This is a genomic window from Actinoalloteichus sp. AHMU CJ021, from assembly GCF_002895405.1.
Lineage (GTDB): Bacteria > Actinomycetota > Actinomycetes > Mycobacteriales > Pseudonocardiaceae > Actinoalloteichus_B > Actinoalloteichus_B caeruleus.
In genome coordinates this window covers 3,980,955-4,000,521 of sequence record NZ_CP025990.1, presented here as the reverse complement: position 1 = coordinate 4,000,521, position 19,567 = coordinate 3,980,955, and the positions used below count along the sequence as shown (strand labels likewise).

Sequence of the window (19,567 nt, the reverse complement as noted above, 5' to 3'; positions counted from 1 at the left end):
GCGGCGCCACTGACCACCCGTCGCCGGCGATGTGGTGCGTCACCAGCATCAGCACGTGCTCGCCCGGACCGACGGTGAGGGCACGCCCGCGCACCGGGAGGTCGCGGCCCAGGTCGAACGGCTGGCGGGCCAGCGCCCCGGTCACCGTCGGAAGCTGGTCCTCGGTGACGTCGAGCGTGGCCCAGTCGACGACAGCCGCCTCCGGGGAGACGACGAGCTGACGTGGTTCACCGTCCACCTCGGGGAAGATCGTGCGGAGGGCCTCGTGCCGTCCGACGACGTCGCGAACGGCGTCCCCCAGCGCCTGGAGGTCCACTTCGCCGGACAGCCGCAGCGCCATCGGCATGTTGTAGGTCGCGGAGGCGCCCTCGAAGCGCCACAGGAACCACAGCCTGCGTTGGGCGAAGGACAGGGGTACGACCTCCGGTCGTTCCCGCGCGCCCAACTCCGTCCGCACGCCGCCGTCCCAGCCCAACCCGCTGACCAGCCGCCGTACCGACGAGGCGTCGAAGAGCACCCGGATCGGCAGTTCGACGCCCAACACCGCCCTGACCCGGCTCACCAGGCGGGTCGCCAGGAGGGAATGACCGCCCAACAGGAAGAAGTCGTCATCCACCCCGACGTCGGTGACCCCCAGGACCTCGCCGAACAGGCCGCACAGCACCTCCTCGACCGAGGAGAGCCTGCCGGTGCTCACCGCGGAGGCCGTCACCGGAGCGGGAAGGGCCCGCCGGTCGAGCTTCCCGTTCGGGCTCAGGGGAATCTCGGGAATCGCGACGAGCGCGGAGGGCACCATGTACTCCGGCAGTCGTCCCGCCGCGTGCGCGCGGACGGATGCGAGCAACTCGTCCGTCGCCAGCGCCGCGAAGGGCACGTTGACGACCTCGCCGGCCGAGGCGGCCGAGGCGAGGTACGAGCCGGTCACCACCGTCTGGTCGAGCGAGGCCGGGACCAGGACGACGTCGAAGAGGTCCGGGGACTCCGACGACCACGTCGGGTACGCCGACAGCCCCCGTTCGGCGGCCCAGGCGACGACGTCCTCCGGGTCGACCAGGGAACCCACCTGTTCCCTGGACTCCCCGGCGAGTCGGGCGTTGGGCAGGCCGGTGACGCGGACGGGGTCCTCCACGCGCGCGACCAGTTCGTCCAGGGAGCCGATGGCGGAGCCCCACTCCGACACCGGGGCGGCCCCCAGGTCCAGCGCCCTGGCCGGCTCCTTGTGCAACACGACCTCGTACCGGTGCCTGGTCAGCTCGTTGTGGTGGCCGCCCCGCTTGAGCCGCAGGTCGACGGCCCCCACCCTTCGGTCCCTGGCCGCCAGACCCGCGAAGAACTCCGGGGCGACGAGCAGTTCCCGTTCCCGGTGCACGGCGTGCCGCACCGCGGCGGCCAGCCCGGAGCCCACCACCCCGTGCCGACGTCGTTGCACCGCCGTGTGCAGTGCCTCGACCGTCCGGAGGTTCCTGACATCACCCACGATGACGCGACCGCCCGGCGCCAGGACGTCCAGCAGGCCGTCCAGCACCCGCTCCAGGTACGCGCCTCCCGGGAAGTACTGCGCGACCGAGTTGAGCACGATGGTGTCGAAGTGGTCGGTGGGCAGGCCGTCCACCACGTCGGCGGCCTGGTGGCGGAGGACGACCCGGTCGTGGAGACCGGCCGAGGTGACCTCGGCGGTGAGGCGTTCGATGACGGCGCCGGAGAAGTCGGTGCCCCAGTACTCGTCGCAGTCGGGGGCGAGGCGGGAGAGCAGGAGACCCGTGCCGACGCCGACCTCCAGGATGCGGCGTGGGTGGTGGGATCGGATGAGGGAGACGATGGCGTCGCGCCATTCCCGCATCTCCGGTAGGGGGATCGGCGCCCCGGAGTAGGAGCTGTCCCACCCGGTGAAGTCCTCCCCGAAGACGTCGATGCGCGAGTCGGTGTACAGGGAGTCGTAGGTCTCCCGCCACTCGCTGAGTTTCCCCGCGACGTCCTCGCCCCCATCCCCGTCCCCGGGCACGACGTACCCGACCAGGCGGCGGTCACCAGGCTGGTCCTCCCGGACGACCACCACCGAGTGCGCCACCTCCGGATGTGACCGCAGGGCGGCTTCGACCTCACCCGGTTCGATCCGGTAGCCGCGGACCTTGACCTGGTCGTCGGACCGGCCGAGGAATTCCAGTTCGCCCGCCGCGTTCCACCGCACGACATCGCCGGTCCGGTACATCCGGGAGCCGGCCGGCCCGAAGGGATTGGCCACGAACCGACCCGCGGTGAGACCTGGTCGCCGCAGGTAGCCCCGCGCGAGCTGGCCTCCGCCGACGTAGAGTTCGCCGCTGACCCCGGCCGGCACCGGACGCAACCTGTCGTCCAGCACCCGCACGACGGTCGATGCCGTCGGCTCGCCGATGGGGGGAACGGCCGCGACCCGCTCGTCGGAGTACCACCGCGTGACGAACACCGTCGCCTCGGTGGGGCCGTAGATGTTGACGACCCGACAGCCCGGTGACACGTCGTGCAACATCTCGACGAGATTCACCGGGATCGCCTCGCCGCCGAACACCACGGTGTCCACGGTGGGCGGATGTGCCGCCGCCTCGAAGAACTGGGTGAACGCCGAGGGAACGGCGCTGAGCAGTCCGGTGGGCGCGTCAACGTCCCGGTCGAGCAGTCCCAGCAGGTCGTTGACGACCTCGACCGTCCCGCCGCACGCCAGCGGCGGGAACATTTCGAAGACCGAGACGTCGAAGTTCAGCGACGTGGTCGCGAGCATCCTCCCGAGACGACGGGGCCCCAGGTCCGCGATGGCGAAGCTGACGAGGTCACGAAGCCCGCGGTGCGGGACGACCACGCCCTTGGGCGTTCCGGTGGACCCCGATGTGTACATCACGTAGGCCGGGTGGTCCGGCAGGAGGGGCTGCCGACGCTCGTCGTCGGTGGGTGCGGTCGACGGCATGACGGCCAGTTCCCCACCCAGGGTGTCCAGCAGGGCGGTGCCCTCGTGGAGGGCGCCGAGCCGTTCCGCCAGGGAAGTGGTGGCGAGCACCTGGGTGGGGCGGGCGTCGGCCAGCATGAACGCCAGGCGGTCGGCCGGGTAGTCCGGGTCGAGCGGCAGGTACGCCGCACCGCTCTTGAGCACTCCCAGGATCGTCACGACGGTCTCGACCGACCGGGGCACCAGTACGCCGACCAGGTCCTCCGGCCCCACCTCCTTGCTGGTCAACCAGTGGGCCAGCCGGTTCGACCGCGCGTCGAGCTCCGCGTAGGTCAACTCCGAGGAACCGTCGGTCACCGCCACCGCGTCCGGGGTGCGCGACGCCTGCGCCACGAACAGGTCGGGGAGGAGCTGCCCGGGTCGCACCTCCCGCCGGACGGCGGGGGCGGACGCGGAACCCTCGGTCCCCACGAGCTCCGCGTGGCTGATCGGGCGGTGCGGGTCGGCGACGAACTGTTCGAGCAGACGCAACCAGTGCTCGACCAGGAGTTCGACGGTGTGCCGGTCGAACAGGTCCGTCGCGTACTCGACGAATCCCGTCGCGCCGTCCGACCGCCCGTCCTCGGGGCGGACACGCTCGGTCAGGGAGAACAGGAGGTCGAACCGCGCCGTTCCGGTGTGCGCGGTCCACGGCGTGACGACCAGGCCCGGCAGCTCCAGTGTCGGCGCTGACGCGTTCTGCAGGGCCAACGCGACCTGGAACAGCGGGTGGTGTGCTTGGGAGCGCCGAGGATTGAGCACCTCGACGAGGGTTTCGAAGGGCACGTCCTGGTTCGCGTACGCCGACAGGCTCCGTTCCCGGACCTGTTCGACCAGTTCCGCGAAGGTGGGATCACCGGAGGTGTCGGTCCGCAGCACCAGGGTGTTGACGAAGAACCCGACGAGGTCATCAAGCGCCTGGTCGGTCCGGCCCGCGATCGGTGCCCCGAGGGGGATGTCGGTGCCCGCGCCCAGGCGGGTCAACAGCGCGGCCATACCCGCCTGGAGCAGCATGAACACCGTGGCACCGTGCTGGCCGGACAGCGCCAGCATGCCTTCGTGCAACGGCGCGGGCAGAGCGAACTCCAGGAAACCGCCGCGGTGTGACGCTACCGGCGGGCGGGGCCGGTCCGTCGGGAGCGGCAGGGTCTCCGGGAGCCCGGCGAGCTGGTCGGTCCAGTACCGGACCTGGCTGGAGAGGACGCTCTCCGGGGCCTCCAGCGTGCCGAGCACCCGGTGCTGCCACACCGTGTAGTCGGCGTACTGCACCGGCAGCGGCTCCCAGCCGGGTTCGTGCCCGTCAAGCCTCGCCGTGTACGCCGCCACCAGGTCGCGGACGAGCGGAGCCATCGACCAGCCGTCGCCGGCGATGTGGTGCATGGCGAGCACGAGCACTCGGTCGTCCGAGGCCAGGTCGAACCGCCACACCCGGATCGGGGCGTCGGTGGCGAGGTCGAAGCCGTGCCGGGCGACCTCGGCCAACAGCCGTGGCAGGGCCCGCTCGGTGGCCGTCCTCGTCTCCCAGCCCAGGTCGACCTCGTCGAGGGCGAGCACGTGCTGGTGTGGTGTGCCGTTGGTTTCGGGGAACACGGTGCGCAGCGCCTCGTGCCGGCCCACCACGTCGTGGACGGCCGCCGTCAGCGCCTCCTCGTCCAGACGCCCGGTGAGCCGCAGCGTGACGGGCATGTTGTAGGTGGCCGAGGGGCCCTCCACCTTGTAGAGGAACCACAGGCGTTGCTGCGCGAAGGACAGCGGAACCACATCCGGACGCGGCTGCCGCACCAGGGGTTCCCGGACCGGTCCACCCGGCAACCGGGCCGCGAGGCCAGCCACCGTCGGGGTTTCGAACAGGGCGCGGATACCCATCTCGACACCGAGGACCGAGCGAATCCGGCTCGCCAACCGGGTCGCCAACAGCGAGTGGCCCCCCAGGGCGAAGAAGTCGTCATCGACGCCGACCGAGGTCGAACCGAGGACGTCCGCGAACAGTTCGCAGAGCACTGCCTCCCTCGGGGTGCGTGGCGCGCGGAGCCCCTCCGAGACGAACGCCGGAGCGGGCAGGGCACGGTGGTCGAGTTTCCCGCTCGGTGTGAGCGGCATGGCGCCGAGGACAACGACGGCCGAGGGCACCAGGTGGGCGGGCAGGTGACGCGTAGCGAACTCCCGCAGGGTCTTGGGCAGTCCCGTCACGGCCCGGGCCGTCGTCGGTTCGTTCACGGCCGGCCGGGTGTCCGGTTCGGTCCGGTGCGTTCCGGCCAGCGCCGTCCCAGCCAACGTCGGTGGCAGCAGCACCGCGTCGAAGAGTTCCGGTGACCGGGGGTGCCAGGTGGTGACCACCAGGAGCCCTCGCCGCTCACCCCAGCTGGCGACGTCCTCGGGGTCGACGCCGTCGACGACGAGCGGGCGCCCGTGGTGGTCGAACGCCTCGCCCGCGATCCTCGCGTTCGGCAGACCCGTGATGCGGAGCGGGTGCTCCAGCGTGCCGGGAAGTCCGGCGAGGGACACCACGTCCCGCCCCCAGACAAGGGCGGGCGCGTCCTCGAGTGACACCACCTCCGAGGGCTTCCGGTGCATCACCACCTCGTAGCGGTGCCGGGTCAGCTCGTTGTGGTAGTCACCCCGCTTCAACCTGATCTCCAGCCCGTCCACGCGGTCGGCGAACCGGCCGAAGAAGCGGGGCGCCACCACCAGCTCCTTCTCCAGGAGCACGGCGCGGTCCACGGCGACGCGCAGCGGAGCCGGTCTCGGCTTCCTCCCCCCGGGGTGCCTCGCCAGGTGGATGCCGGTGTGCAGCGCGCGGAGGGTGTCGGCGTTGCGGACGTCACCGATCAGGACACGCCCACCCGGCGCCACCAGGGCCAGCGCGGCGTCGACCACCCGCTCCAGGTAGTCCCCGCTCGGGAAGTACTGGACCACCGAATTGATCACCACGGTGTCGAAGAAGCCCGCCGGTAACCCGTCGACCACGTCGGCGGCCTGGCACCGCAGCACCACCCGCTCGGCCAGTCCCGCCGTGGCGACCTGGCCACGCAACCGGTCGATGACCGCTCCGGAGAAGTCCGTGCCCCAGTACACCTCGCAGTCGTCGGCCAACTGGGAGAGCAGCAGGCCCGAGCCCACCCCGATCTCCAACACCCGCGCCGGCCGGTAGGACCGGATCAGCGAGACGATGTCCTCCCGCCACCGCCGCATCTCCTCCAAGGGGATCGGCTGGCCCGTGTACGAGCTGTCCCATCCCGTGAAGTCCTCGCCGAAAGCGAGGTCGTTCGGCCGCGTGTAAACCGAGTCGTAGGTCTCGCGCCACTCCGTGACGTGTTCGGCGCCATCACCGCCGGGCCGCTCCGCGGGAACGACGTAGGCGACGAGACGGCGGTCGTCGGCCTGGTCCTCCCGCGCGACGACAGCGGCGTGCCGGACGCCCGGGTGCTGGCGGAGCGTCGTCTCGATCTCCCCTGGCTCGATGCGGAAGCCCCGGATCTTGACCTGGTCGTCGACGCGTCCGACGAATTCCAGACTGCCGCCGCGATCCCGGCGCACCAGATCGCCGGTCCGGTACATGCGGGCCCCGTTCCCGACGAACGGGTCGGCGACGAACCGGCTCGACGTCAGGCCGGGCCTGCCCAGGTAACCCCTGGCCACCTGTTCTCCCGCCACGTACAGCTCGCCGGCGACTCCTCGAGGTACTGGGCGGAGACCCTCGTCCAGCACGAGGGCCCGGAGGCCGGGCAGCGGTCCACCCAACGGGCTGAACCCCGGGCCGCGCTCCGCCACGTCGCCGAGTACCAGGTGGCTCACGTGGACGGTGACCTCGGTGATGCCGTACATGTTGACCAGATCCGGGCCTCCGGTGCCGAACCGTTCGCGCCAGGCCGCGAGGCGGTCGACGTCGAGTGCCTCACCACCGAAGACCACGGTGCGCAGCCGGAGCGGCGGGAGTTCGGCCGAGTCCACCACGGTGTCGGCCAGCTGGTAGAACGCCGACGGGGTTTGGCTGAGCACCGTCACCTGGTGTTCGGTGAGCAGGCGCAGGAATCTCGTCGGAGTGCGGCTGACCTCGAAGGGGACGACGACCAGTCGACCACCGGAGGCGAGGGCTCCCCACATCTCCCACACCGAGAAGTCGAAGGACGTGGAGTGGAACAGGGTCCACACGTCGTCCGGTCCGACGTCGAAGAGCTGACCGGCGGAGGCGAGCAGGCGCAGGACGTTGCCGTGAGGGACGACGACCCCCTTCGGCGTACCGGTCGAACCGGAGGTGTGGATCACGTAGGCCGCGTTGGCGCGTGTCGTGCCACGGGGAGGGTCGGTGGCGGGAAGTGACTGGTCGAGGGACCAGCGCACGGAATCCGCGTCCACGACCGCGACGAGGCCGGTGTCGCGGCGGATCAGCTCCAGTCGGTCCTCCGGGTAGTCGGGGTCCAGCGGAACGTAGGCCGATCCGGACTTCAGCACCGCGAGAACCGCGACCACGAGGTCGACCGACCGGGGCAACAGCACGCCGACGAACCGTTCCGGCCCGGCCCCGTGCGCACGCAGCCAGTGCGCCAGCCTGTTCGCCCTGGCGTCCACCTCGGCGTACGTCAGGCTGATCTCGTCGTCCACCAGGGCGACCGAGCCCGGCGTTCTCCTGACCTGGGCGGCGAAGAGTTCGGCGAGGTCGTCCACAACGGGCGTCGGCACGGTTGGTCCCGCCAGCCCGGGGTTCCCCGTCTCCTCGGCCCACTCCTGCTGGGAAAGCAGTGGTACCGATCCGATGGAGCGTCCGGGGTCGGCCAGCACGCCCCGCAGCAACCGCTCCCACCGGTCGACCAGGTCGCGCGCCCCGGACTCGTCGAACAGGTCGGTCGAGTACTCGAGCATGACCTCGATCCCCGCGCCACCCGCTCGTTCGGTCAGCGAGAACAACAGGTCGAACCGGGAGGTCCCGGTGTGCGCCCACACCCCGCGCGCCGTGAGGTCCGGCAGCGACACGGAGCCGGTCGGGGCGTTCTGCAGCGCCAACGCGACCTGGAACAACGGGTGGTGACCGGCGGAGCGGTCCGGGTTGATCCGCTCCACCAGGTACTCGAACGGCACGTCCTGGTGCGCGTAGGCGGCCAATGCCCGGTTGCGGACACGCGCGACGAGCTCGGAGAAGCCCGGGTCGCCCGAGGTGTCGGTCCGCAGCACCAGGGTGTTGACGAAGAACCCGACCAGGGGGTCGAGCGCTTCGTCGGCGCGGCCGGCGATCGGTGACCCGATGGGCACGTCGGTGCCCGCCCCCAACCTGGTCAGCAGGGCCGCGAGGCTGGCCTGCAACACCATGAACACCGTGGCACCGGTCGCGCTCGCCAACGCGGCGAGCTCACGTTGCACCTCACCGTCGAACTCGGCGGAGACGAACGAACCGCGGTAGGACGCCGTCGCCGGCGCCGGGCGGTCCGAGGGCAACCGCAACCGGCCCGGAACACCCTCCAGCTGGGCCGTCCAGTAGTCCACCTGCCGCTCCAGGAACTCGCTCGGAGCGTCGGGAACACCCAGCAGGTTCCGCTGCCACATCGTGTAGTCGGCGTACTGGACGGGCAGCTCGGCCCAGCCCGGTCGTGCGCCGCGTCGCCTCGCGTCGTAGGCGGAGCTCAGGTCCTCCAGCAACGGCGCCATCGACCATCCGTCGGCGGCGATGTGATGGACGACCAGGAGGAGCACGTGCTCGTCGCCGCCGGTCTCCAACAACCTGGCGCGCACGGGTACCTCGCGCGACAGGTCGAAGACCTCACGCGCGTACCGGGACAACACCTCGTCCAGCCGGGCCGTCGGCACCGCCTCGACCCGCCAGTCCACCACGGCCGCGTCCGGCTCGAGGACGACCTGGTGGGGTTCACCCGACCTGTCCGGGTACACCGTGCGCAAGGCCTCGTGACGTCCCACGACGTCCGCGACGGCGGCTTGGAGCGCCACGCGGTCCAACCGGCCGCTCAGCCGCAACGCCAACGGCATGTTGTAGGTGGCGGACCTGCCCTCCAGCCGGTGCAGGAACCACATGCGCCGCTGCGCGAACGACAGCGGCACGATCTCCGGACGGGGCAGAGGGCCCAGCGCCGGCCGGGCCGGGCCGGACGCGTCGAGCCGCGCGGCGATGCCGGCAGGGGTGGGGAAGTCGAAGATCACCCGAATTCGCAGTTCGACCCCGAGTTCGGCCCGGACCCTGCTGGCCAAGCGGGCCGCCATCAGCGAATGACCACCGATCGCGAAGAAGTTGTCGTCCACGCCCACGTCGCTGACCCCGAGGACCTGGCCGAACAACTCGCAGAGCGCTCGTTCACGAGGGGTTCCCGCCGGTGCCGCACCCCGTGTCGGGACACCTCGGTCCGGAGCGGGCAGCGCGGCGCGGTCCAGTTTCCCGTTCCGGGTCAGCGGCAACTCCCGTAGGACCACCACCACTGACGGGACCAGGTAGTCCGGCGCGACCCTGGCCAGCGCGGATCGCAACACGTCCGGCTCGCACGGTCCCGTGCCGTCCGGGACGACGTAGGCGACGAGGTGCCTGTCACCCGGCGGCTCCTCCCGCACGGTGACCGCCGCCTCGGCGACACCGGGTTCCGCGACCAGCAGCGACTCGACCTCACCCGGTTCGATGCGGAAACCGCGGATCTTGACCTGTTCGTCGATCCTGCCGAGGAAGACCAGCTCACCTGACTCGGTCCACCGCACCAGGTCTCCCGTCCGGTACATGCGGTCGCCCGGGGAACCGAACGGACAGGCGAGGAACCTCGCGGCGGTGAGCCCGGCACGTCGCCAGTACCCGCGTGCGACACCAGCCCCGGCGATGTACAGCTCCCCGGTGACCCCGGGCGGTACCGGCCGCAACCGTTCGTCCAGCACGTACAGCCCCGTGTTCCACAACGGTCGTCCGATGGGGACCGTCGAGGGGACCTCGTCACCTCGGGACATCGGATTCACCGACGAGAACACCGTGGTCTCCGTCGGCCCGTACTCGTTGGCGACGACGATCCCCTGGCAGGCCTCCAGGACGCGGCTCACCGCCGCCTGGGACACCACGTCACCGCCCGCCCACAGTTCCCGGACCCCGGCGAAGCACCCCGGGTCCTCGTCGGCCAGCGTGCGGAACAGACCCGCGCTGACGAACAGTCCGGTCACGCCGCCCTCGGTGATCGCGTCAGCGAACTCGGCGGCGCCGAGCCTGCCGGGGGAGGCGACGACCACGGTGCCGCCGGTGAGCAGCGGAACCCAGATCTCGAAGGTCGACGCGTCGAACGCGAACGGGGAGTGCATCAGCACCGCGTCGTGGTTCCCCCGGCCCCAGTACGAGTTGGTCGCCAGGTGCACGACGTTGCGGTGCGTGTTGAGCACGCCCTTCGGGGTTCCCGTCGACCCCGAGGTGTACATGACGTACACCGCCTGTTCGGGGTGGGTGGTGACCTCAGGCCGGATGTCCGGGTACCCGTCCGTCACCCCCTCGTCGGTGATCCGCACGGTACCGATGCCGGCCGGCGCCACGGCGGTCGAAGCACGGTCGGTGAGCAGCAGCACGACGTCGGCGTCCTCCGCGGTCCACCGCGACCTCGCCTCGGGCTGCGTCGGGTCCAACGGGACGTAGGCGGCACCGGCCTTGAGCACGGCCACCGTCGACACCAACAGGTCGAGTGAGCGTTCCTGCAGGATCGCCACCCGCGCTCCCGGTGCCACCCCCGCCTCCACCAGCAGTCCAGCCAGGCGGTTGGCCCTGCGATCGAGTTCGGCGTAGGTGAGCGACTCGCTCCCGCGCACCGCGGCGACGGAGTTCGGCCCGCGGGCCACCTGGCGGTGGAACAGGTCGATGACGCTGACCGGTTCGACCTGGGTGGCGGTGTCGTTCCACTCGACCAGCATCCGGCGCAGCTCGCCCGGATCCAGCAGGTCGACACCGCTCAACGGGAGATCCGGCCGCTCCGCGACCGTGTGCAGCAACCGGAGCAGCCGAAGGCCGAGACGTTCGGCGGTCGCTCGGTCGAACCGGTCCGACGCGTACTCGACGGCGTAGGTCAGCCGCCCGCCCCCATCCTGGGCGAACACCACGGACAGGTCGAAGGGAACCATGCCGGTGTCGATGGTGCGGGCGGTGACGCCCAACCCCGCGACCGCGTCGAACGCCCCGGCGAGCTGGTACTGGTCAGCGGGGTCGAATTCCACCATCACCTGGAACAGCGGGTGTCGCGCGGTTGAGCGGGCCGGGTTGACCTCGTCGACCACCCAGTCGAAGGGGACGTCCTGGTTCCGGTAGGCGGCGAGCGCGGTGGCCCGCGTCCGACCGAGGACCTCGGTGAAGCTTGGGTCGCCGGTCAGGTCAGCCCGCAACACCACGGAGTTCACGAAGAACCCGACCAGGTCCTCCACCGCGTGGTCCGTCCTCCCGGCGACGGGGGCGCCCAACGGGATGTCGGTGCCGGCGCCGAGCCGGGACAACAGCATCGCGACGGCCGCGTGGGCGAGCATGTGCATCGTGGCGCCCGCATCGCGAGCGAGGGCGGCCAGCCGGGTGCTGAGCTCAGAGGGGACCTCGAACAGCACTCGTCCTCCGCCGTTGGAGGGAGCCGCTGGGCGGGGTCGGTCAGCGGGCAGGGGAATTTCCTCGGGAACCCCGGCCAGCGCGTCCCGCCAGTACGCCAGTTGGTCTGACGCGGCGCTCCCCGGGGACGTCCCGGAGCCAAGCACGCCGCGTTGCCAGACCGTGAAGTCCGCGTACTGGACGGGCAACGGTTCCCACTCGGGGGTCCCGCCGCCGCGGCGCGCCACGTAGGCGGAGGCGATGTCGCGGGTCAGCGGCCGCATCGACCAGCCATCCACCGCGATGTGGTGCGCCAACAGCACCAGGAGGCACGCCCCGCCGTCGGTACGCACCACCCACCACCGGAGGGGGATCTCCTCGGCGAGGTCGAAGGTCTCCGACGCCAGCTCCCGCAACAGCGGTTCGAGCCGCTCCTCGCTCACCAGGTGCTCGCGGGGTGCCGAGGGCAGGTCCGAGGTGTCCCGGACCTGCTGCCACCGTGTCCCGTCCACCTCGGTGAAGGTCGTGCGCAGCGCTTCGTGCCGGTCGACCACGTCGAGTACCGCGGCGTGCAGGGCGTCGGTGTCGACGTCCCCGGAGAACTCCAACGCGAACGGGACGGTGTAGGTGGCGGACGCACCGTCGAGTTCGTGCAGGAACCACAGCCGTTGCTGAGCGAAGGACAGCGGGACGAGCCGTGGTCTCTCCGTCGCCGTCAGCGGTACCCGTGCGGCACCGCCGCGGGTGAGCCGCGCGGAGAGGAGGGCCACGGTGGGAGCGTCGAACAGCTCCCCAACGGGCAGGTCCACCGCGAACACCCGCTGGACCTCCGCCACCAGCCGGGTGGCGAGCAGGGAATGACCTCCCATCGCGAAGAAGTCCGCGCCGGCGTCGACAGCCTCGACCCCCAGCACCTGGGCGAACAGGCCGCACAGGATTTCCTCGTGCGGGGTGCGGGGCGCCCGACCGGTCGTCGCGAAGCCGTAGCGGGGCGCCGGTAGCGCCCTGCGGTCGACCTTGCCGTTCGGTGTCACCGGGATCTCGGGGACGGTCACGAGAGCGGACGGGACCAGGTAGTCCGGCAGCCGCCGGGCCAGCGCCCCCAACAGCGCGGCATGGTCGTGGTCGTCCCCGGCTGGGACCACGTACCCGACCAGACGTCGGTCGCCCGGCCGTTCCTCCCGGGCCACGACCACCGCGTCGGCCACGGCCGGCTGCTGCCGCAGCACGGCCTCCACCTCGCCCGGTTCCACTCGGAAGCCGCGGACCTTGACCTGCTCGTCGGCGCGTCCCACGAAGTGCAGCAGGCCCTCCGACGACCACCTGACCAGGTCACCCGTGCGGTACATCCTCGAACCGGCAGACCCGAACGGGTCTGCCACGAACCGCTCAGCGGTGAGCGTGGGCATCCCCAGGTAGCCTCTGGCCACGCCCTCACCCGCGACGTACAGCTCTCCGGCCGCGCCCACGGGCACGGGCCGGAGCCGGTCGTCGAGCACGTACACGCGCGTACCGGCGATAGGGGTCCCGATGGGTGCCTCGGTCCCGTCCAACGGGTCGCTGATCGTCGCGCACACCGTGGTCTCGGTCGGACCGTAGGCGTTCACCAGGCGGTGGGACGCCGACCAGCGGGCCACCCCCTCGGACGAGGACACCTCGCCGCCGACGACGGCGGTCACGAGGTCAGGAAGGTCGGAACCAGGGCTGTCGGTGGGGATGGTCTGCAGCACGGACATCGGCAGCTGGACGTGCGTGACCCGGTGGCGGAGGAGGACGTCCAGCAGGGCTCCGCCCACCAGGCGGTCCTGTCCCGGCAGCACGAGCGTCGCACCCGCCGCCAGTGCCATGCACAGGTCAGCCACTGACACGTCGAAGCTCATCGAGGTGAACTGGAGGACACGACTGCCCTCGTCGATCGCGAACCGGCTGATCTGGGCCGCCGCCAACGCCGCCAGACCCCGGTGGGTCACGACGACGCCCTTGGCCCTGCCCGCCGAGCCCGACGTGTAGATGACGTAGGCGGAGCCGTCGGGACGCACCACCCGCTCGGGGGCGTCCGACGGCCATCCATCGAGGTTCTGACGCACGGAGTCCTCGTCGAGGACCAGCAAGGGCCGGGCGTCAGCCAGCATGAACCCGAGTCGTTCGGCCGGGTAGTTCGGGTCCAGCGGCAGGTAGGCCGCGCCCGTCTTCATGACCGCCAGCGTGGCCACGACCGAGTCGCGGGACTTCGACATCCGGACACCGATCACGGTCTCCGGAGCCGCGCCCTTGTCTACCAGCCAGTGCGCCAGCCGGTTGGCTCGCGCGTCCAGCTCACCGTAGGACAGCTCCACATCATCAGCCACCACCGCCAGGGCATTGGCGTCCCGGGCCACCCGTGCCGCGAACAGGTCGGGCAGGGACACCGGAGCCGGCACCGGACCGCGCTCGTTCCACTCGACCAGCACCAGTTCCCGTTCCGCCGCGTCGAGCAGGTCGACGCCGCCGACCGGACGGTCGGGGCGCGCCGACACCTCCCGCAGCAGCCGTTCCCACCTGTCGAGCAGGGCCCGGACGGTGTGTTCGTCGAACAGGTCGGTGTCGTACTCCGCGATGACGTCGATTCCCGAGGGCTCCCCGTAGGAGTCGTATCGCTCGGTCAAGTTCAACGCCAGGTCGGTGCGTGACGTGTCCGTCCCCACCCACCGGGCCTCCGTCGTCACCCCCGCCAGGTCGAAACCCGCACCCGGCAGGTTCTGCGACACGACGGCGACCTGGAACAACGGGTTGCGCGACCGGGACCGCCGCGGGTTGATCGCGTCGACGACGTGCTCGAACGGCACGTCCTGGTGAGCGTGGGCGGCCAGTGCGGTTCGCCGCACACGGTCGACGAGCGTCGCGAAGGACGGGTCGCCCCCGGTGTCCACCCGCAGCACCAGGGTGTTGACGAAGAAGCCGACCACGTCGTCGAGCGCCTGATCCGTGCGACCGGCGACCGGCACGCCCAGCGGCACGTCCGCACCGGCCCCAAGCCTGCTCAGCAGGGCCGCCGTGGCGGCCTGCGACACCATGCTGACGGTCGCGCCGGTATCCCGCGCCAATCGTGCCAGCGCGCGGTGGAGCTCGGCGGGCAACAGGGTGCCGACCTGCCCACCCCGACCGAGGGCCACGGCGGGCCTCGGCCGGTCGGCGGGGACGCTCACCAGCTCCGGTAGATCCGCCAGCTGATCCGTCCAGTACTCCAGCTGCCGAGCGGCCAGGCTGTCCGGATCGGACCGCTCACCGAGCAACTCGCGCTGCCAGAGCGTGTAGTCCGCGTACTGCACCGGAAGCGGTTCCCACGCCGGCTCGACGCCGGCTCGGCGGGCCGCGTAGGCGACTGAGAGATCGCGGGCCAGCGGTCCCATCGACCAGCCGTCACCAGCGATGTGGTGCAGCGACAACAACAGCAGGTGGTCCGTGGCGCTGACCCGGAAGAGCACGGCGCGTACCGGTGGTTCCGCGGACAGGTCGAAGCTCCGGCGAGCCGCTTCGGCGACCCTTTCCGGCAGCTCCGGCTCCTCCACCTCGAGTACCGCCCACGGGGGAGCGACCTCGGACGCGGCCAGCACGAGCTGGCTCGGGCCGCCGTCGTCGACCGCGAACACGGTGCGCAGCGCTTCGTGACGAGCGACCACGTCCCCCAGCGCGTCGCGCATCGCGTCCGCGTCGAGGTCACCGGTCAACCGCAGTGCCAACGGCATGTTGTAGCTGGGTGACTGGTTCCGCAGCTCGTGCAGGAACCACATCCGCCGTTGCGCGAACGACATCGGCACCCGGTCCGGGCGGGGCATCGGGACCAGCGCGGGCCGCGCCCTCCCACCACCCGCGATCAACTCGGCCAACTCGCGGACCGTGGGACGGTCGAACAGCGCCGCGATCGGGACCTCCCTGTCGAGGAGGGCACGAATCCGGTTCACCAGCCGTGTCGCGAGCAGGGAATGCCCGCCCAGCGCGAAGAAGTCGTCGCCGACGGCCACGTCAGGTGCTCCGGTCACCTCCGCGAAGAGGTCGCACAGGAGCCGTTCGTGCGGCGTGCGGGGAGCCTGCCCCCCGCTCGAGCCGAACGCCGGCGCGGGCAGCGCGGCGCGGTCCACCTTCACGTTCGCGTTCAACGGAATGGCCGGGACCGCCACGATGACGGCGGGCACCATGTACGCCGGCAGCGTCTCGGCCAGCGCGGTCCTCGTCGAGTCCACGTGCCGACGCACGGCCTCCGCCCAGGTGGGATCGCTCGTGGTGGCATCACCCGCGAGGCAGAGGCCCGCCACCGGGCGGTGGTCGTCGGAGTCGGGGACCAGGACCGCGTCGAAGTGGAACGCATCCGACTCCGACCACGTCAGCAGCGCGCGAAGACCGCGCTCGGCGGCCCAGCGTGCCACGTCCTCCGGGTCGATCGCGTCGTCGCCGGGATCCTCGGACTCGCCACGCAGCCGGGCGTTCGGGACTCCAGCCACCCGAACCGGGGCCTCCGGCGCGGTGGGCAGGTCCTCCCAACCAGCCAGGTCCACCCCCCACTCCAGACGAGTTGCCGTCTCCAGCCGCAGCGCCTCCACTCCAGCCTTGTGCAGCACCACCTCGTAGCGGTGCCGGGTCAGCTCGTTGTGGTGCGCACCCCGCTTCAGGCGGATGTCGACGGCACCGATTCGTCCGTCACGGTCGGCGAAGGCCGTGAACCAGCCCGGTGCGAGCACGAGTTCCTTCTCGAGCATCGCGGCCCGCGCGGCACCGACCGGCAGACCCGGCCCGCCCCGCCCCTGGGCCCGTTCGACGGCGGTGTGGAGGGCGTGGAGAGTCGACGCGTTGCGCACGTCCCCGATCACGATGCGGCCGCCCGGCACCACCAGGTCCAGCACCGAATCCAGCACCCGGTCCAGGTACCCCGTACCAGGGAAGTACTGCACGACCGAGTTGAGGACGACCGTGTCGAAGTGGTCGGTCGGCAGACCGCCGAGATCATGGGCGGGACGACACCGCAGCTGAACCCGGCCCGCCAGTCCGGCCCGGACGACCCGCTCCTCGAGCTGGTCGATCACCTCCTGGGACAGGTCGGTTCCCCAGTACTCCTCACAGGTATCCGCCAGCTCGGACAACAGCAGGCCCGATCCCACCCCGATCTCCAGGACTCGGCGCGGCGCGCCCTCCCGAACGCGGGCCACCGCGGCGGCGCGCCACTCGCGCATCTCGGTCAGCGGGATGGCCCGCCGGGTGTAGGTGCTGTCCCACCCGGTGAAGTCCTCGCCGAAGGCCGCCGAGGACGACCGAGCGGGAAGCGCGTCGAACGCCTGCCGCCACCGGTCGACGGTGTCGTCCTCGGAAACGCCTCCCGCCACGTCCTGGGCCGGTACCACGTACCCCACCAGGCGCGGGTCCCCACGCCGGTCCTCCCGCGCGACGACGACGGCCTGGCGCACCCAGGGCTGGGCGAGCAGTGCGGCCTCGACCTCCGCGGGTTCGATGCGGTGACCGCGCAGCTTCACCTGCTCGTCCGCGCGTCCGACGAACTCCAACTCGCCGACGGTGTTCCACCGGGCGAGGTCACCGGTCCGGTACATCCGTCGCCCGGAGTCGAACGGGTCGGCGATGAACCGCGACGCGGTCAGCCCAGGACGGTGGATGTATCCCCGAGCGACGTGTGCGCCCGCCACGTACAACTCGCCCACGACACCGGTGGGCGTCCGCCGCAGGTGGTCGTCCAGCACGTACACCTGGACCCCGTCGAGGGCGGTGCCGATCGGTACCAGGCCGCCGACACCGCCTTCGCCGTCGGCGCGGCGGCCCGTCACCATGACGGTCGTCTCCGTCGGTCCGTACAGGTTGAACAACGGCGCGTCCACCTGCTCGGCGAACCGCGCGGCCAACTCGACGGGGAGCGCTTCTCCGCAGGCGATCACCTGTCGCAACGAGGACGCTTCCCGCAGCACCGAAGCCTGCTCCTCCTGCCTGACGAGCCGGTCCAACGCCGAGGGTGTCTGCGCCAACACGGTCACGCCCTCGGCGACCAGCAGGTCCCGGAACCGCGGTGCCGACTGGGTCACCTCATCCGGGACCACGACCAGGCGTCCCCCGCTCAACAGGGCACCCCAGATCTCGAAGACGGAGAAGTCGAAGGCGGGGGAGTGGAACAGGGACCAGACGTCGTCTTCGAGGACACCGTGCCCGTCCCGGACCGCGCGGCACAACGCCACGAGATTGCGGTGCTCGACCACCACCCCCTTCGGTTCCCCCGTCGATCCCGAGGTGTGGATCACGTACACGGGGTGGCGGTCGGTGAGACCGGCGGGACTCGGTTCGGTGTCGGCCCGCGTGGCCAACGCCGACGCGGTCTCCGGTGTGCCGAGGGCGAGCACGTCCACCGGGAGCCCCGGGGCCGGCCTGTCAGTGATGACAAGAGCGGGGGATGCGCTGGCCAGGACACGTCGGATCCGCGCGGTGGGCTGGGATGGTTCGAGCGGGAGGTAGGCGCCGCCAGCCTTCACCACGGCCAGCACCGCGACGATCAGGTCCAGCGAACGGGGGAGGAGGACGGCCACGGGCTCGCCCACACCGCAGCCGCGCTCCGTCAGCAACCGGGCGAGGCGGTTGGCCCTCGCGTCGAGCTCGGCGTACGTGAGGGTGCGGCCCTCGAAGGTCACCGCACCGGCGGTCGGAGTGCGGCGCACCAGCGAGGCGAACACGTCTGGCACGGTCGCAGCGTCATGAGCCCACTCCCCGGCGATCCCGTCCTCGTGCCGCGCCGGCGGCCGGAAACGCAGGACCGACGCGAGCGCGTCGATCCGCGCGGACGGCGCGGCCGTCAGGACGGCCAGGGCCTGGGTCCACCGCTCGTGGTGCTCCTCGACCTCGTCGGCGCCGTGCACGTCGGGGTTCCCGGAGAACACCACGACCGGTTCACCGCCGGTGCTGACCTCGGCTGTCTCGATGCTGATCTCCAGCTCCCGCACCGGCCCGGACGACAGCGGACTCCCCACCGCGGTCAGGCCCGCGAACCTCGGTGTCGCGGCGGGAACGAGGTTCACCGCCACGCCCGTCAGCGACGACCCACTCCCACCCAGGCCCATTTCCTGGTGCAGGTGCTCCAACGGGAAACGCCCGTGTCGTGTGACCTCCTCCAGCGCGGCCGCCACCCTCCGGGCGAGCCCGGTGAACGTGGTCTCCGGTGACACCACGACACGTAACGGCAGTTCGTTGGCCACCATGGCCGGGGTGCGCGCGACGGCGGGGTCCTCCCTGCACGGCAGCGGAACCGACAGCACGACGTCCCGGTTGCCCGTCAGGCGGTAGACGTAGGAGACCACGGCGGCCACCAGCAGCGCCCGCACGGAGATCCCCTCCGCTTCGGACAGCGCGCGCAACTGCCACGCCTGGTCGGCGTCGAGCGGTCGGGCGGCGCCCCGCTCCGGGGCGGCGGGCGCGGGCACCAACCCGGCCAGCGACGTCGGACCTGTGAGGCCAGCGAGGGATGTGCGCCAGTACTCCCGGTCCCTGTGGTAGTCGGCAGAGGCCAGGTACGCGGTCGCCGAGGCGTTGATCTCCGCCAGGGGCACCGTGTCCACCGCCGGTGGCTCCTCGCCGCCGACGAACGCGCCGTACACGCGAGCGATCCGGGCCAGGTGAGCCCCGAGCCCGGCGTCATCCATCACCAGGTGGTGGGCGGCCAGGTGAAGCAGGTGGGAGTCGTCGGACAGTCGTACCAGGGTGTGCGTCACCAGGCCGTCGGCCGCGGGGTCACGCGGCTCCCGCATGTTGGCCCGCACCCAGGAGTCCGCCCTCGCCCGAGGGTCGTCCGCTCGGGAGAAGTCCCGTACCCGCAGGACGTCCTTCCCCCGAGGAGTGATGACCTGCCACACCTCGTCACCGTCGACGTCGAACCGCGAGCGGGCCGCCTCCGCGTCCTCGACGGCCCGGGCGACGCTCCGCTCCAACGCGGAGACGTCGAGCGGACCGACGAGGTCCACCACCGTGCCGACCACGAAGCGAGGGTTCGACGGGGCAACCCGGTGGCTCAGCCAGATCCCGCGCTGCCCAACGCTGATGGGCTGCCTGACGTACCGAACCTCGGACAC

At 71.4% G+C, this 19,567-nt stretch carries 1 protein-coding gene (running past one end of the window); it reads right to left on the bottom strand.

The features are described from left to right. Nucleotides 1-19,567 carry the 5' portion of a non-ribosomal peptide synthetase gene (locus tag C1701_RS17200; RefSeq protein ID WP_103056250.1) on the bottom strand. The gene continues 7,994 nt to the left of window position 1, outside the view, so 19,567 of the gene's 27,561 nt are visible here — the first part of the coding sequence; the start codon lies at nt 19,565-19,567; the stop codon falls past the left edge of the window.